This window comes from Streptomyces sp. NPDC029151, assembly GCF_055564315.1.
The window spans coordinates 18,427-34,248 of sequence record NZ_JBVHWQ010000006.1; the positions used below are offsets into that span (position 1 = coordinate 18,427).

The 15,822-nt window shown below is 72.8% G+C and carries 11 protein-coding genes; 8 read left to right on the top strand and 3 right to left on the bottom strand.

Annotation, left to right across the window (positions count from 1 at the left end):
* The first annotated feature begins 647 nt into the window (after positions 1 to 647).
* The 4 genes from ACZ4VF_RS22385 to ACZ4VF_RS22400 all read left to right on the top strand — a co-directional run bounded on the left by ACZ4VF_RS22385 (position 648) and on the right by ACZ4VF_RS22400 (position 4,671).
* A complete protein-coding gene (locus ACZ4VF_RS22385) occupies positions 648 to 1,142 on the top strand; it encodes a cysteine dioxygenase (protein ID WP_467928032.1) in 495 nt (164 codons plus the stop codon).
* Between the two features lie 33 nt (positions 1,143 to 1,175).
* Entirely contained in the window at positions 1,176 to 2,135 is a 960-nt protein-coding gene (gene cofD, locus ACZ4VF_RS22390; protein ID WP_467928033.1) for a 2-phospho-L-lactate transferase, read from the top strand.
* Positions 2,132 to 3,475: a coenzyme F420-0:L-glutamate ligase gene (locus tag ACZ4VF_RS22395; RefSeq protein WP_467928034.1), complete on the top strand. Its 1,344-nt coding sequence runs from the start codon at positions 2,132 to 2,134 to the stop codon at positions 3,473 to 3,475. The genes cofD and ACZ4VF_RS22395 overlap by 4 nt, the downstream gene beginning before the upstream one ends.
* 173 nt (positions 3,476 to 3,648) lie before the next feature.
* Positions 3,649 to 4,671, top strand: coding sequence for a DNA-3-methyladenine glycosylase family protein (locus ACZ4VF_RS22400; protein ID WP_467928035.1), 1,023 nt, complete (start codon positions 3,649 to 3,651; stop codon positions 4,669 to 4,671).
* Between the two features lie 1,202 nt (positions 4,672 to 5,873).
* Here ACZ4VF_RS22400 and manB read toward each other — a convergent pair.
* Complete coding sequence (manB, locus tag ACZ4VF_RS22405; protein ID WP_467928037.1) at positions 5,874 to 6,956, bottom strand: mannose-1-phosphate guanylyltransferase; 1,083 nt, start codon at positions 6,954 to 6,956, stop codon at positions 5,874 to 5,876.
* Positions 6,957 to 7,131: 175 nt separating this feature from the next.
* On the bottom strand, positions 7,132 to 8,703 hold the full coding sequence (locus tag ACZ4VF_RS22410) for a peptidoglycan recognition protein family protein (RefSeq protein ID WP_467928621.1): 1,572 nt from the start codon (positions 8,701 to 8,703) through the stop codon (positions 7,132 to 7,134).
* Positions 8,704 to 8,814: 111 nt separating this feature from the next.
* Here ACZ4VF_RS22410 and ACZ4VF_RS22415 point away from each other — a divergent pair, with 111 nt between their 5' ends.
* The 4 genes from ACZ4VF_RS22415 (at position 8,815) to ACZ4VF_RS22430 (ending at position 14,621) form a co-directional block, all read left to right on the top strand.
* Complete coding sequence (locus ACZ4VF_RS22415) at positions 8,815 to 9,570, top strand: TIGR03089 family protein (protein ID WP_467928038.1); 756 nt, start codon at positions 8,815 to 8,817, stop codon at positions 9,568 to 9,570.
* A gap of 123 nt (positions 9,571 to 9,693) precedes the next feature.
* Positions 9,694 to 10,881 carry an LCP family protein gene (locus ACZ4VF_RS22420; protein WP_467928039.1) on the top strand — a complete coding sequence of 396 codons (1,188 nt, stop codon included), beginning with the start codon at positions 9,694 to 9,696 and terminating at the stop codon, positions 10,879 to 10,881.
* Positions 10,882 to 11,120: 239 nt separating this feature from the next.
* Positions 11,121 to 12,875 (top strand): LCP family protein, encoded by a 1,755-nt coding sequence (locus ACZ4VF_RS22425; protein ID WP_467928041.1) that lies wholly within the window; start codon positions 11,121 to 11,123, stop codon positions 12,873 to 12,875.
* Between the two features lie 81 nt (positions 12,876 to 12,956).
* A complete protein-coding gene (locus ACZ4VF_RS22430) occupies positions 12,957 to 14,621 on the top strand; it encodes an LCP family protein (RefSeq protein WP_467928042.1) in 1,665 nt (554 codons plus the stop codon).
* A gap of 82 nt (positions 14,622 to 14,703) precedes the next feature.
* Here the strand turns inward: ACZ4VF_RS22430 and ACZ4VF_RS22435 are convergent, their stop codons facing one another.
* Positions 14,704 to 15,732: a glycosyltransferase family 2 protein gene (locus ACZ4VF_RS22435; protein WP_467928043.1), complete on the bottom strand. Its 1,029-nt coding sequence runs from the start codon at positions 15,730 to 15,732 to the stop codon at positions 14,704 to 14,706.
* Positions 15,733 to 15,822 lie beyond the last annotated feature (90 nt).

Genomic DNA, 15,822 nt, shown 5'->3' on the forward strand with positions numbered 1-15,822 from the left:
CGACACGAGTGAAATTACAAGTGTGCTGCTCCGGGCGAGTCAAGCCGAGATCTGCTATTGGGCCCGTTATTCACTCTGCGGAACCAAGGCCGTGCGGAAAGTGTTCAAATCGCCATAAACCTTGACACGCAGCAGGACCCACGGGGACGGCCGCCACCCCGTACAGATCTCTGTACGCAGAAGGACGCCTCCGTGTTCGATCCCGTTCCGCGAGCCTCAAGCGCTCGGATGTGCCCCATGTGTCCCGGCTTCCCGGTGAGCAAACCTTTCACCTTCCAGGTGAACCGGATGAGGTGAAACATGTCCCACATACCGGGCACCGAGTTGACAGTGCGGGTGTGAACCGATGTCCTAGTGGGCATGCTCGCGAACTTGGCGCCCACCTCGACCCGCACCGCCGGGTCCCTCGGTGCCGCCCGCGCGCGCTGTAGCTGTTGTTGCTGTTCCAGCTGTTGAGCCGAGCCCGCTCCGGCTGTTCCCGAGTCCATCCCGGCTCGGCCGCGTCTCCCGCCGTGTGACCCCTCACCCGGGGCACCCCGCCCGCCCGTGACCCGGGCGGACCGTACGCGTCACCCGGCTCCACGCCCTCCGGCTCCACCCCCCCCAGCTCCAGCCCCCCACTCTTCACCGAGGACCTCCGCACCCCGATGAACAGCGACAACGACCTCCAGATCGCCGGCGACATCCTCGAAGTCCCCCACCTGCTCCAGCCGCCGCGCGAGCACCCGGCCACCGTCTCCGAGTTCGTGGGCCTCGCCCGCTCGATCGCCGCAGACCGCGGCCAGTGGGAGCACCTCGTCCGCTACGACGCCACCACCCGCTGGTACCACCGGCTGCGCACCGGACCCGGATACGAGGTGTGGCTGCTGTCCTGGGTGCCCGGTCAGGGCAGCGGACCGCACGACCACGGGCCCTCGTCCGGTGTGCTCACCGTCCTGGAGGGCACCCTCACCGAGCGCACCGAGCGCGGCACGCGCGCGCTGGCGGCGGGCGCGCAGCGGGTGTTCGCGCCGGGGTACGTCCACGAGGTGGTGAACGACGCGCTGGAGCCGGCGGTCAGCCTGCACGTGTACCACCCCGGGCTGACCCAGATGCCGATGCACTCCTCCCCGCACTGCGAAGCGCGTCCCGTGGTCGTCTGACGCGTTGTCGGACCCGCCTGCAAGACTGGGCCCATGCGCATTGTGGTTCTGGCAGGCGGCATCGGCGGTGCCCGGTTCCTGCGCGGTCTGAAGCGGGCCGTGCCGGACGCGGACATCACGGTCATCGGCAACACCGGCGACGACATCCACCTCTTCGGGCTGAAGGTCTGCCCGGACCTCGACACGGTGATGTACACGCTGGGCGGCGGCATCAACGAGGAGCAGGGCTGGGGACGGAGCGACGAGACCTTCCACCTCAAGGAGGAGCTGGCGGCCTACGGCGTGGGCCCGGAGTGGTTCGGGCTGGGGGACCGGGACTTCGCCACGCACATCGTGCGGACGCAGATGCTGGGCGCCGGCTATCCGCTGAGCGCGGTCACCGAGGCGCTGTGCGACCGCTGGAAGCCGGGCGTGCGGCTGATCCCGATGTCCGACGACCGCGTCGAGACGCACGTGGCCGTCGACGTGGACGGTGAGCGCAGGGCGGTCCACTTCCAGGAGTACTGGGTGAGGCTGCGCGCCTCCGTCCCGGCGGAGGCGATCGTCCCGGTCGGCGCCGAGCAGGCCAAGCCGGCCCCGGGCGTGCTGGAGGCCATCGCCGAGGCGGACGTCATCCTCTTCCCGCCGTCCAACCCGGTCGTGTCCATCGGCACCATCCTCGCCGTGCCCGGTATCCGCGAGGCCATCGCCGAGGCGGGCGTGCCGGTGGTCGGCCTCTCCCCGATCGTCGGGGACGCGCCCGTGCGCGGCATGGCCGACAAGGTGCTCGCCGCCGTCGGCGTGGAGTCCACGGCCGCCGCGGTCGCCGAGCACTACGGCTCGGGGCTGCTGGACGGCTGGCTGGTCGACACCGTCGACGCGGGCGCGGTCGGACGGGTCGAGGCGGACGGCATCCGCTGCCGGGCCGTCCCGCTGATGATGACCGACGTGGACGCGACCGCGCAGATGGCGCGTGAGGCGCTCGCACTGGCCGAGGAGGTGCGGGGGGCGTGAGCGAAGACGCGTCCGCCGGGGCGGCCGAGCGGCCCGGGTACCGGGTCTGGGCCCCGTCCGGCATCCCGGAGGTGCAGCCGGGCGACGACATCGCCAAGCTGATCGCCGCGGCCGAGCCGGGCCTGGCCGACGGGGACGTGGTGATCGTCACCAGCAAGATCGTCTCCAAGGCGGAGGGCCGGATCGTGCGGGCGGCCGACCGGGAGGCCGCGATCGACGCGGAGACGGTCCGCGTGGTGGCCCGGCGCGGCACGCTGCGGATCGTGGAGAACCGGCAGGGTCTGGTCATGGCCGCCGCCGGAGTCGACGCCTCCAACACCCCCGCCGGGACAGTGCTGTTGCTGCCCGAGGACCCGGACGCGTCCGCGCGCGCGATCCGGGCCGGGCTGCGCGACACCCTCGGGGTCGAGGTCGGGGTCGTCGTCACCGACACCTTCGGGCGGCCCTGGCGGGCCGGGCTCACGGACGTGGCGATCGGCGCCGCCGGGGTGCGGGTGCTGGACGATCTGCGCGGGGGCACGGACGCGTACGGCAATCCGCTGAGCGCGACCGTCGTCGCCACGGCGGACGAGCTGGCCGCCGCCGGAGACCTGGTCAAGGGCAAGGCGGAGGGCCGGCCGGTGGCCGTGGTGCGCGGACTGCCCCACGTCGTGGCCGACGGTGAGGAAGGTGAGGAAGAGGGGAAGGGCGCCCGGGCGCTGGTGCGTACGGCGGAGAACGACATGTTCCGGCTCGGCACCTCCGAGGCGGTACGGGAGGCGGTGACCCAGCGGCGTACCGTCCGGGCGTTCACCGACGACCCCGTCGACCCCGGCGCGGTCCGCCGCGCGGTGGCCGCCGCGGTCACCGCGCCCGCGCCGCACCACACCACACCGTGGCGGTTCGTGCTGCTGGAGTCGGAGGAGTCGCGGGTACGGCTGCTCGACGCGATGCGGGACGCCTGGATCGCCGACCTGCGCCGGGACGGCCGGAGCGAGGAGTCCGTCGAGAAGCGGGTCCGCCGCGGTGACATGCTGCGCAACGCGCCGTACCTGATCGTGCCGTGCCTCGTCATGGACGGCTCGCACACCTACGGGGACGCCCGACGGGACGGTGCCGAGCGGGAGATGTTCGTGGTCGCCATGGGCGCGGGCGTGCAGAACCTGCTGGTCGCACTGGCCGGGGAGCGGCTGGGCTCGGCGTGGGTGTCGTCCACGATGTTCTGCCGGGACGTGGTGCGCGAGGTGCTGGAGCTGCCGGCGGACTGGGACCCGATGGGCGCGGTGGCGGTCGGCCGTCCGGCTCAGGAGCCGGGGCCGCGGGCCGAGCGGGACGCGGGGGCGTTCGTCGAAGTGAGGTGAAGCACCCCGAGTGGGGGTGAAACACACCGGACACCGCCTAGTCTCGTAGGGCGGCACCGGTCCTCTGGGGGCTCGTCCGCGGAGGACGCGTTCTCCCGGAGGACGCGTCCTGCGCAGGACTCGTTCACCGTGGGACTCGTTCGCACCGGACTCATTCCCCGTAGGACTCATTCGTGGCAGGTCGATTCCCCCAGCGCCCCACGCGTACGACCGTGCGCGGCGGGCATGTCGCCGTGCCGGCGGGGGCCGCCGGCGGGATACCGCGGCAGGCCTCGGCGCCCGCGCGGGTGCGGCGGTGGGTACCGGACGGGCCGCTGGACCTCGGGCTGACCCTCGGCCCGCTGCGGCGCGGGCCGGGCGACCCGACGTTCCGGGCCACGGCGGACGGGTCCGTGTGGCGGGCCTGCCGTACGCCCGCCGGCCCGGGGACGCTGCGGGTGCGGGCCTACGGCGGTGAGGTGCTCGGTGAGGCGTGGGGACCGGGGGCGGAGTGGCTGCTGGAGCAATTGCCGGAGCTGCTCGGTGCCGCCGACGAGCCCGAGGCCTTCGTGCCGCGGCACCGGGTGGTGGCGCTGGCGCGGCACCGGCGGCCGGGGCTGAGGCTGACCCGGACCGGGCTGGTGCTGGAGTCGCTCATTCCGTCCGTGCTGGAGCAGAAGGTCACCACCGACGAGGCGTACCGGGCGTGGCGGCGGCTCGTACGGCGGTTCGGGGAGCCGGCGCCGGGGCCCGCGGGGCTGGGCGAGCGGGCGATGTGGGTGATGCCGGCGGTGCGGACCTGGGCGCTGATCCCGTCCTGGGAGTGGCATCGGGCCGGGGTGGACGACAAGCGGGCGTCGACCGTTCTGCGGGCCGTGCGGGTCGCCGCGCGGCTGGAGCAGTCGGTGGGGATGCCGGCGGCCGAGGCTCGGGCGCGGCTGGAAGTCGTACCGGGCGTGGGGCCGTGGACGTCGGCGGAAGTGGTGCAGCGCAGTCATGGGGCGGCGGACGCGGTGACCGTCGGGGACCTGCATCTGCCGGGGATCGTGGGGTGGGCGCTGGCGGGGGACCGGGATGCCGACGATGCGGAGATGCTGCGGCTGCTGGAGCCGTATGCCGGGCAGCGGCATCGGGCGGCTCGGCTGATCCTGCTGAGCGGGTCCGTGCCGGGGCGGCGGGCGCCGAAGATGCGACGGGTGGACATCGGCTTGCTGTGAGGCGCGGGGCGCCGCACGGGGCTGGGTGGGGTTCGCTCACCGGTGCTGCCCGTGTGCGGGGTGCCGCACGGGGCTGGGTGAGGTTCGCTCACCGGTACTGCCCGTGTGCGGGGTACCGCACGGGGCTGGGGCAGGGTTCGCCCACCGGTACTGCCCGTGTGAGGGGTGCCGCGCGGGGCTGGGTGGGGTCCGCTCACCGGTACTGACGAGTGCGGGGTGTCCCCGCCGGGCGGGGGTCGGACCGCTCGCCCGCGCCGACGGGGTGCCGCCGCGCCCACCCGCGCCCACCCGTGCCGCCCCGGCGCCACGACTGCCCGGGGCGACGGCGGGTGCCGCGCAGCCGGCGCACTGCGGCGCCCCGGCAGGGGCGGGGGAACCGCGCGAGCGGCGTGAGCGCCCCTCGACGGGCCCGGGGACCGCTGACGGGCCCCGCATGGCGGACGGGACGACGGGAGATCGGGGCCAAGCCACCCGGGGGGACCCCTGGGATGGGGTGCCCGGGGCGCGCAGATCCGGGGAGGGCGTCCCGGGGAGGACGTCCGGGGTAGGCAGTCCCGGGGAGGGGAGTCCCCTGGAGGACTTCCGGGGTGGGGCGTCCCAGGGAGGGGCGTCCGGGGAGGGGCGCCCCAGGAAGGGCGTTCGGGGTGGGACGTCCCAGGAAGGGCGTCCGGAGTGGGGCTTCCCGGGTGAGCAGTCCCGGGGAGGAGCGCCCCGGGGGCGTCCTATGGAGGACGTCCGGGGAGGAGCGTCCCAGGGAGGAGCCTCCGGCAAGGGGCGCCCCAGGAAGGGCGTTCGGGGTGGGACGTCCCGGGTGAGCAGTCCCGGGGAGGGGCGCCCCGGGGGCGTACCAAGGAGGACGTCCCGGGAGGAGCGTCCCAGGGAGGGGCGTCCGGGGTAGGCAGTCCCAAGGAGGGGCGCCCCGGGGGCGTCCCAGGAAGGACGTCCGAGGTAGGCAGTCCCGGGGAGGGGAGCCCCCGGGGGCGCCCCAGAAAGGACGTCCGGAGTGGGCAGTCCCATGAGGGCGTCCGGGAAGGACCGTCCCAGGAAGGGCGCCCGGGGTGACGAGCCCGGGGTGACGAGCCCGGGGTGACGAGCCCGGGGTGACGAGCCCGGGGTGACGAGCCCGGGGTGACGGGCCCGGGGTGACGGGCCCGGGGTGAGCGGCCCGGGGTGAGGGGCCCGGTGAGGGTCCCGGGTGTGGGCTACTGGTCGGAGGAGAAGCGCACCGCTCCCGCCGGGATGCGGACGTCGCACCAGACGCGGGCTCCCTGGAGGAGTTCGTTGTCGGCGCCCACGATCGCGCCGTCGCCGATGACCGTGCCGGTGAGGACGGAGCGTTCGCCGACGCGGGCCCGGCTGCCGATGAGGGAGTCGGTGATGACGGCGCCGGGTCCGATGACGGCGCCGGGGAGGATGGTGGAGCCGTAGATCCGCGCGCCCTCCGCCACGGACGCGCCCTCTCCCACCACCGTGCCGCCCGTCAGCTTGGCGTCCGGCGCCACCGTGGCCGAGGGAAGGACGAGGCGGTCGCCGCAGCGGCCCGGTACCGCCGGGGACGGCGCCCGGCCGAGGACCAGGTCGGCCGAGCCGCGGACGAAGGCGGCCGGGGTGCCGAGGTCCAGCCAGTAGGTGGAGTCGACCATGCCCTGCAGGTGCGCGCCGGCGGCCAGCAGACCGGGGAAGGTCTCGCGTTCCACGGAGACGGGACGGCCGGCCGGGATCATGTCGATCAGCGAGCGTCTGAAGACGTACGCGCCCGCGTTGATCTGGTCGGTGACGATCTCCTCCGGCGTCTGCGGCTTCTCCAGGAAGGCGAGGACCCGGCCGGTCTCGTCGGTGGGGACGAGGCCGTAGGCGCGCGGGTCCGTCACCTTCGTCAGGTGGAGCGAGACGTCGGCGCCCGTCGACTCGTGGGTGTCCACCAGGGCCCCGATGTCCAGCCCCGTCAGGATGTCGCCGTTGAAGATCAGCACCGGGTCGTCGGGACCGGAGTGCAGCCGGGAGGCGACGTTGCGGATCGCCCCGCCCGTGCCGAGGGGCTCCTCCTCCGTCACGTACTCGATGTGCAGGCCCAGCCGGGAGCCGTCTCCGAAGTACGGCTCGAAGACCTCGGCCAGATAGCTGGTCGCGAGGACGATGTGGTCGACGCCCGCCGCCCGTGCCCGCGCCAGCTGGTGCGTGAGGAACGGCACCCCGGCGGCCGGGACCATCGGCTTCGGCGTGTGCACCGTGAGCGGTCGCAGCCGGGTGCCTTTGCCGCCGACCAGGAGGATCGCTTCTGTCACCTGTCGTCTCTGCTTCCTGCCGGGACCGGCCGAGCTGTTCGTCGCACTCTTTTCGGCCGGTCAGTGTATGCAGACCGGGCGACGACGCCCTCGACGGCCGCGCGGTGTCCCGCGAGATCGACGCGCGTTTTCCCCCGAGCCGCCGCACGCGTCCCTCCGGCGGCGGGCCCCGGCCTCAGCGCCCCTGGTACGTCGCCGCGCTGGAACGGGCGCTGCCGAGCCTGGCGTAGAGCTGCTTTCCGGGGCATTCGGTGGCGTACCCGTCCCGATGACCGGAGATCACGTTCAGTCGTACGCTCTTCCCCTTGGGGTAGAGGTTGCCACCGCCCGACGTGAGATATGTCTTCGCGCGGGGATCGACCCCGTAGAGCCCGAGCTTCCACGCGGTGAGCCGGGCCACGGCCGTCACCGCGGCGGCCGCCGGCTTGGTCGTGGTGTACGTGCCGATCACGGCGATGCCCATGCTGTTCGTGTTGAACCCGAGGGTGTGCGCGCCCAGCACCGCCTTGGCGACGCCCCCGGCCCGGCCCTCGTAGATGGCCCCGCACTTGTCCACGAGGAAGTTGTAGCCGATGTCCCGCCAGCCCATGCTCTTGACGTGGTAGCGGTAGATACTGCGGATGACGGACGGGGCCTGGGCGCAGGTGTACGTGTTGCCCGTGGCGGTGTGGTGGACGAAGGCGGCCTTGATCGTCTTCGTGTAGACGAACCCGTGCTCGCGCAGTGACTCGTCCGCGCCCCAGCCGCGGCGCGTGACGATCCGCGGCCGCGGTCCGACGTACGGCTTGGCCCGCGCGGGGTCCTGGACCCCGGGGACCTGGAGCCGGGCCAGCTCGCGTTCGGTGGCCTGCCGGTCCAGTTCGGGGATCGCGTAGGAGCCGAAGTCGGTGATGTCGGCGTTGGCGGCCGAGGCGGCGAGTGCGGCCTCGGTGTCCAGGTCGGTGTGGGGCGGGTCGTCGGCCGGCAGCTTCCCTGGCGCCGCCTCCCCGGTGTCCCGCACCGCCTGCCCCGCCTCGTCCGTCTGCGGCACCCTCTTCACAGCCGCGGTCCGCCCCGTCCCCGCCGTCACCGCGGTCTTCCCCGTGTCCTTCCCGGGATCCACCAGCTCCAGCCGCATTCCCGACGGCAGCGCGGACCGCAGCCCTCCCGCGCGCGCCCCCCGCGTCCTTCCGGCGCCGGCCGCGCGCACCCGTACGTCCACGCCGTCCGAGTCGCCCACCCACAGCGGCGCGGTCCCCCCGCGCACCCGCCCGGAGGAGCGTTCCGCCGTGCCCGTGTCGGCGCCGTGGTCGGCGTGGTGCGTCTCGACGTCCTGCCAGCCGGACCACTCCCCCGTCGCCGCGGACCGGGTGCGCACCCGCACCCGGCCGTGCAGCTCCGCGGCCGGGTCGTCCCAGACCACGCCGACCAGCGCGAACCGCGCGAGGCCGGTGCGGCGCAGGCCCTGTTCCGGGGCCGCGCCGAGCGCGCGCTCCCGGGAGACGGGGGCGAGCGGCAGTGACCGGGTGCTCCCGGCGATCCCGGACCTGACCGGCGTGGCGGCGGCGGTCAGGCGGGCCGCAGCAGCGGCGGCGGTCAGGCGGGCCGGCGTACCGGCGGCGGCGAACCCGGCCGGAGCAGCGGCGGCGGGCCCTGCCGGGGCGAGGGCGAGGGCCGTGGCGAAGGCGACGCCGATCGAGCGGGCGGTGAGCGGGGGGACGCCGGGACAGGAAGTAAGGAATCCGCGCATGTGCCAGATCTTGGACATAGTCATACATACATGTCCATCAAGGAACTGACGGTGTGTCGGGAACCGTTCCGCCGAACCGGTGGCACCGCCACCCGCCGCGCCCGACCGCCCGCGCGTACCCTGTGCCGGGTGAACGCCACCGATCGCACCCCCGCCGACCTGCTGACTTCCGCGCTCGCCGCGGACCCCGGCCGCCCGCTGGTGACCTTCTACGACGACGCCACGGGCGAACGCGTCGAACTGTCCGTGGCCACCTTCGGCAATTGGGTGGCCAAGACCGCGAACCTGCTCCAGGGCGACCTCTCCGCCGGACCCGGCGACCGGGTCGCGCTGCTGCTGCCCGCGCACTGGCAGACGGCGGTGTGGCTGCTGGCCTGCTCCTCGGTGGGCGCGGTCGCGGACGTCGCCGGGGACCCCGCGGCGGCCGACGTCGTGGTGAGCGGGCCGGACGCGCTGGACGCCGCGCGCGCCTGCCGGGGCGAGCGGGTTGCTCTGGCGCTGCGGCCGCTGGGCGGCCGGTTCCCGCAGGCGCCGGAGGGCTTCCTCGACTACGCCGTGGAAGTACCGGGGCAGGGCGACCGGTTCGCCCCGTTCGCCCCGGTGGACCCGGAGGAGCCGGCGCTGATCGTCGCGGGGCGGGAGTTCAGCGGGGCGGAGGTCGTGGAGCGGGCCTCCGCGCAGGCGGCTTCGCTGGACCTGACGGGGCCCGGGTCGAGGCTGCTGTCCGGACTGCCGTACGACACCTGGGAGGGGCTGAGCGCGGGGCTGTTCTCGCCGCTGGCCGCAGGGGGCTCCGTGGTGCTGTGCCGGAACCTGGACCGGCTGGACGAGGACGGCCTCGCGCGGCGGATCGAGAGCGAGCGGGTGACGGCGGTACGACGGTAAGCCCGACGGCACGGGCACCTGTCCCCCGTTCGGAGTAACAAAGGGCGCTCCCGGCCCCCCTCCCCCGCCATCGTCGTAAGTGCAGGACGCGACGTTCGTACGCCATGAGGGGATGGCCCCACCGTGACCGACACCGCAGGCAGGCCCCTCGGTCCCGGTCCGGGAGCGGGGGCCTCCGCCACCGGCGACGGGCTGGCACGGCGTCGCCGGCGGCACTGGCTGCGCGGCGGCGCGCTGGGGGCGGCCGTACTCCTCGTCGCGGCCGCGGGGGCCGGCTGGGCCGTGTACGCCAAGCTCAGCGGCAACATCACCGCGGACGCCGCGGCCGCCGCCGAACTCGCCCGGTACGAGCGGGAGCGGCCCACCGCGCTGGTGAAGGACGCGCAGAACATCCTGCTGATCGGGTCCGACACCCGGGCCGGGGACGGCAACGCCAAGTACGGCAGGGACCTCGGCAGCGAGCGGTCGGACACCACGATCCTGCTGCACCTGGCCGCCGACCGGCGCAGCGCCACCGCCGTCTCGCTGCCCCGCGACCTGATGGTGGACATCCCGGACTGCCGGCAGGCGGACGGCAGACGCAGCGACCCGGTGTTCGCGATGTTCAACCACGCCTTCCAGGTGGGCGGTTCGGCGTGCACGATCCGGACCGTCGAGAAGCTGACCGGGATCCGCGTCGACCATCACATGGTCGTGGACTTCCACGGGTTCGAGGAGATGGTGGACGCCGTCGACGGCGTCGAGGTGTGCCTGAAGGAGCCCATCGACGACAAGGCGGCGAAGCTGCGGCTGCCCGCGGGGAAGGTCACGCTCGACGGGGAGCAGGCGCTCGGGTTCGTACGGGCCCGCAAGACGCTCGGCGACGGCAGCGACACCGAGCGGATGGAACGGCAGCAGCGCTTCCTCGGCGCGCTCGTCAACAAGGTGCAGAGCGACGACGTCCTGCTGAACCCGGTGAAGCTGTACCCGGTGCTGGACGCGGCGACCTCCGCGCTGACCACCGACCCCGAGATCGCCAGTCTGCGCGGCTTGTACCAGTTGGTGCGCGGGCTGCGCGACATCCCCACCGAACGGACCCAGTTCCTGACCGTGCCGAGGGAGTCGTACGTCTACGACTCCAACCGTGACCAGCTCGTGGAGCCGGAGGCGGAGAAGCTGTTCGCGCGGCTGCGGAACGACCAGCCGGTGGTGGTGAGCCAGGAGAATTCACAGAAAGTTCCGGGCGCCGACACAGGCTCGGGCGGTCCGGACGGCCCCTCGCCCGCGCCGACGTTCCGCGGGAACACCGCCGCCGAACAGACGTGTACGTAGCCGCGCGGCGCAAAGGGAGAACTTACGTTCAGAAAATGAGGGGAATTGCCCGGTTGTAGGCAGGTGGAATTTGTCACCGGCGTCGCCCGACGCTGAACTGGGCGGATAGTGTGAGCGATCCGGTGCACCTGGCCGCGAGGTCCGACGGGCTTTGTCGGGGCCGTGCACCGATTCACCGAGACCCGAGCGCCTTGTAGGGGGAAGGCGCCGCGTGGCCCCGACGGAGGATTCGGACAACCGTGGACGCGCAAGGCCGTGGGCGGGCGGACAACATCGATCCCGCAGACCAGTGGGTGCTCAATCCGAACACCGGCGAATACGAATTGCGACTGAGCCCTTCCGCAGCGCAGTCGCCGGTGCCCGGACCGCGCAGACCGTCCTCCCGGGACGGTGGTGCGCCGGGCGGGCGTGCGCGGCGGCCTGCCGGGGAGGCCCGGCAGCCGTCCCGTGGGCGCGGCGCCGAGGTGCCGGCCCCGCGCGCGGCCCGCCGCCGCCCTGCCGAGCCGGAGGCACCGCAGGGGCGGCGCGCGTCCCGGCGGCCGGTGAAGAAGAAGTCGACGGCGAAGAAGATACTGCTGTGGACCGGCGGCTCCATGGCCTTCGTCCTGGTCGCCGTGACGGCCGCCGGCTACCTCTACATCAAGCACCTGAACGACAACATCACGTCCGTGTCCGACGACGGCGCCGGCACCGGCGGCTTCCGCAAGGACGAGGCGATCAACATCCTGCTGATCGGCACGGACAAGCGCACCGGCAAGGGCAACGAGGGCTACGGCGACTCGGGCAGCGTCGGCCACGCCGACACCACGATCCTGCTGCACGTCTCCAAGGACCGGTCCAACGCGACCGCGCTCAGCATCCCGCGCGATTTGATCGTGAACGTCCCGGACTGCCCGACCCGGCAGGAGGACGGCAGCCAGAAGGTCATCCCCGGCTCCGAGCGCGCCCGCTTCAACACCAGCCTCGGACAGGACGACCGTACGCCGAGCTGCACCATGCGCACGGTGACCGAGCTGACCGGGATCAAGCCGGACGACTTCATGGTGGCCGACTTCAACGCGGTCAAGACGCTGACCGAGGCGGTCGGCGGGGTCGAGGTCTGCCTGGCCAAGGACATCGACGACAAGGACTCGCACCTGAAGCTGTCCGAGGGCACGCACAACATCTCCGGTGAGCAGGCACTGGCGTTCGTGCGCACCCGGCACTCCGTCGGCTTCGGCGGCGACCTGAGCCGGATCGGGCTCCAGCAGCAGTTCCTGAGCGCGCTGATGCGCAAGCTGAAGGGGAACGACACCCTCAGCAGCCCCACGAAGATGGTGAAGCTGGCGGAAGCGGGCACCAAGGCGCTCACCGTGGACGACAAGCTGGACAGCATCGGCAAGCTGAAGGACCTGGGTCTGGAGCTGGGCAAGCTCAACCCGAAGAACCTCACCTTCACCACGGTGCCGGTGGTGGACAACCCGGCGGAGAAGGTCCACAGCACGGTCGTCCTCAACGAGTCGAAGGCCCCGGCGGTGTTCGACGCCATCAGGAACGACGTCTCCTTCAGCGACGTGAAGAAGAAGCAGAAGGCGGAGAAGAACGCCCAGGCCGCCCGGCTCAAGGGCACCAAGGCGCCCGCCTCCGAGGTGCGGGTGCGCATCCTCAACGGCGGGGCCGCGGCCGGGAGCGCGCAGGCGGTGCTGAGCTGGCTGCAGAACGACGAGGGCGTGACCAAGTCGGAGAACGACGGCAACGCACCCGCACCGTCGAGCAGGACCACCCTGGAGTACGCGCCCGACCAGGCGGCCCAGGCCCGCCGGCTGGCCGCGATCATGGGCCTGTCCGGGGCCGCGCTGAAGCCGGGCAAGAGCGTGACCAACTCCCAGGGGCTGCCGGCGATGACGCTGACCCTGGGCAAGGACTTCAAGGGTGCGGGGGTCTCCCTCACTCCGTCGACGAAGGCTCCGGACGTCGACAAGTCCACGGCAGACAAGGTGAAGTGCGCCTCGTAGGTAACCCAAGGGGCCCGTCGTGCGTCTAACCCGACGCGGGACGGGCCCGTTGCTTGGCGCAAGGGTGGGGAGGGCAGGGAGTTGGCGCAGAGCGAGGTGCGCGGGAAGGCTCCGGCGGTCGAGGACACGATGTCGCTCACGCCGAAGACCACGGACGCGCCGGCGCGTTCCGGACGCCGCGAGCGCGGCGGCGGGGGCGGGCGGCGGGCCGGCGGTCCCAAAGTCGACAGACGCCGGCGCAGACGGCGCGTACTGCGCTGGTCGGCGACCGTGCTCGCGGTGGTGATACTCGGCACCGCCGGCGCCGGATACCTGTACTACCAGCATCTCAACAGCAACATCCAGAAGGGCAAGCGCGCCAACGGCGACGACTCCAAGGCCCACCGCACGGCGCCCAACGCGGCCGGCCAGACCCCGCTCAACATCCTGCTGATCGGCTCCGACAGCCGGAACTCCAAGGAGAACCTGAAGCTCGGCGGCAGCAGGGACCACGTCGGCGACCCGCCGCTCGGGGACGTGCAGATGCTCATCCACCTCTCGGCGGACCGCAAGAGCGCCTCCATGGTCAGCATCCCGCGGGACACCCGGGTGCACATCCCGGAGTGCAAGGACCCCCAGAGCGGCAAGGTCTACCCCGAGACGACCGACATCATCAACGTCACCCTGGCCCGCGGCGGGGCCGGCTGCACGCTGCTCACCTGGGAGGACCTCACCGGGGTCTACATCGACCACTGGATGACGATCGACTTCGCGGGTGTGGTGCGGATGGCGGACGCCATCGGCGGTGTCGAGGTGTGCGTGAACCAGAACGTCTGGGACCACTCGACCCCCAGCCAGCGCGGCGGCTCCGGCCTGAAGCTGACGAGGGGATCGCACAAGGTCAAGGGCGAGCAGGCCCTGCAGTGGCTGCGCACCCGGCACGCCTGGGGCAGCGACCTGATGCGGGCCCGCGCCCAGCACATGTACCTGAACTCGATGATCCGCACGCTGAAGAAGCAGAGCGTGTTCACCGACACCGGCCGGCTGACGGACCTGGCCGAGGCGGCCACCAAGTCCCTGAAGGTCTCCGAGGAGATCGGCACGGTCAAGAAGCTGTACGACCTGGGCATGGAGATGAAGTCCGTGCCGACGGACCGTGTGACGAGTCTGACGATGCCCAACGTCCCGGACCCGAACGACCCGGACAACCACGTCGTACCGGACAAGGCCAAGGCCGACCGGGTGTGGCAGATGCTCCAGGACGACGTGCCGTTCGACAAGAACGGCGGGAAGTCCGACGGGAAGAAGGACGCGGGCAAGGACAAGCCGGCGAAGAAGCCCTCGCTCGACGCGGCCCGGCTCGGGGTGCTGGTGCAGAACGCCACCCGCACCTCCACCGAGGCACCGGTGCGGCAGCGGGCGTCGGCGATCGGCCAGGAGCTGGTGCGCATGGGCTACGCCCGGGCGCAGGCCGACGCCTCGGGGAGCCTCTCCGAGGACAAGACGGTGGTGCGGTACCCGAGCGCGGACCTGGAGGGTGACGCGCAGGCCGTCGCGAAGGCGCTGGGCATCCCGATGGGCCAGGTGCAGAAGTCGACGGACGTGTCGGGGGTCACGGTCGTCGTCGGCGCGGACTGGCGCACGGGCGGCGCCTATCCCAAGGAGTCCAAGCCGAAGGCGGGCGACCTGCCCGAGGGCACCGACGCCGTCAACGCCTCGGACAAGGCGGACTGCATGGACGTGTACAAGCCCTACCAGTGGCACTGACGGACCGGCACACGCGGAAGGGCCCCTCCCCCGGCGGGGGAAGGGGCCCTTCGTGGCTTCGGCCTCCGGCCTCGGGTTTCCGTCAGACGGTGTCGAGGACCGCGGGCCGCCGGGAGGCGATGACCTTCCTCGCCAGGGACTTCGGGCTGGTCAGGAAGCCCCAGCCCCAGGCCATGTGCATGGTGGCGAGGGCCACCGGGATCTGCAGCCGGGCCTTCAGGGGCAGCCCCTTGCCGGCCGGGACGGAGCCCGCGACGATCGCGGCCAGGTAGCCGCCCGGGATCACGAGCCCCCACGGGGTCAGCGCCGCGCCGACGACCAGGCCGGCCGCTATCGCGCACACCGCCGTCGGCGGGGCGAGGTAGCGCAGGTTGATGGAGCCGGAGTGGTAGCGGGCGACGACGTGCCGCCAGCGGCCGTAGTCCTTGTACTGCTTGGCGAGCGCCCGCACCGACGGCCGCGGCCGGTACGACACCCTCAGCTCGGGCGAGAACCAGATCAGCCCGCCCGCCTCGCGGATGCGGAAGTTCAGCTCCCAGTCCTGGGCGCGGATGAACTCCTCGTTGTAGCCGCCCTGCTGCTCCAGCGCCTCCCGGCGGAAGACGCCCAGGTAGACGGTCTCGGCGGGGCCGGCCTGGCCGCCGGTGTGGAAGGCCGCGTTGCCGACGCCTATCTTCGAGGTCATCGCGGCGGCGACCGCGTGCTCCCAGTCGTTCTCGCCCTCGGCGTGCATGATGCCGCCGACGTTCTGGGCGCCGGTCTCCTCCAGGAGGCGTACGGCGGTCGCGATGTAGTTCGGCGAGAGCATGCCGTGGCCGTCGACCCGGACCACGATCGGGTGCCGGGACGCCTTGATCGCCGCGTTCAGCGCGGCCGGGGTGCGGCCGGTGGGGTTCGGGACGGTGTGCACGCGCGCGTCTTCCGCCACGAGCTGGGCCGCGATCTCGTCCGTGCGGTCCGTGGACGGACCGAGGGCGATCACGACCTCCATCTCGCCGGCGTACTCCTGCGCGAGGATCGCTTCGACGGCCCCGCGCAGATGCCGCTCCTCGTTGAGGACGGGCATGATCACTGACACGGCGGGGAGCCGCACGTCGGGCTTGGCGTTCATAGGGGCCTCACGTTACCGCGAACGGGGGACACGGATGCGCGCCGCCGGGCCTGCGGCGCGGGCTGGAGATCGTATCGGCCTACTGTGCTC

Coding starts and splice junctions, on each gene's coding strand:
- ACZ4VF_RS22435 (WP_467928043.1), bottom strand. CDS start 15,732: ATGAACGCCAAGCCCGACGTGCGGCTCCCCGCCGTGTCAGTGATCATG.
- ACZ4VF_RS22385 (WP_467928032.1), top strand. CDS start 648: ATGAACAGCGACAACGACCTCCAGATCGCCGGCGACATCCTCGAAGTC.
- cofD (WP_467928033.1), top strand. CDS start 1,176: ATGCGCATTGTGGTTCTGGCAGGCGGCATCGGCGGTGCCCGGTTCCTG.
- ACZ4VF_RS22410 (WP_467928621.1), bottom strand. CDS start 8,703: ATGTCCAAGATCTGGCACATGCGCGGATTCCTTACTTCCTGTCCCGGC.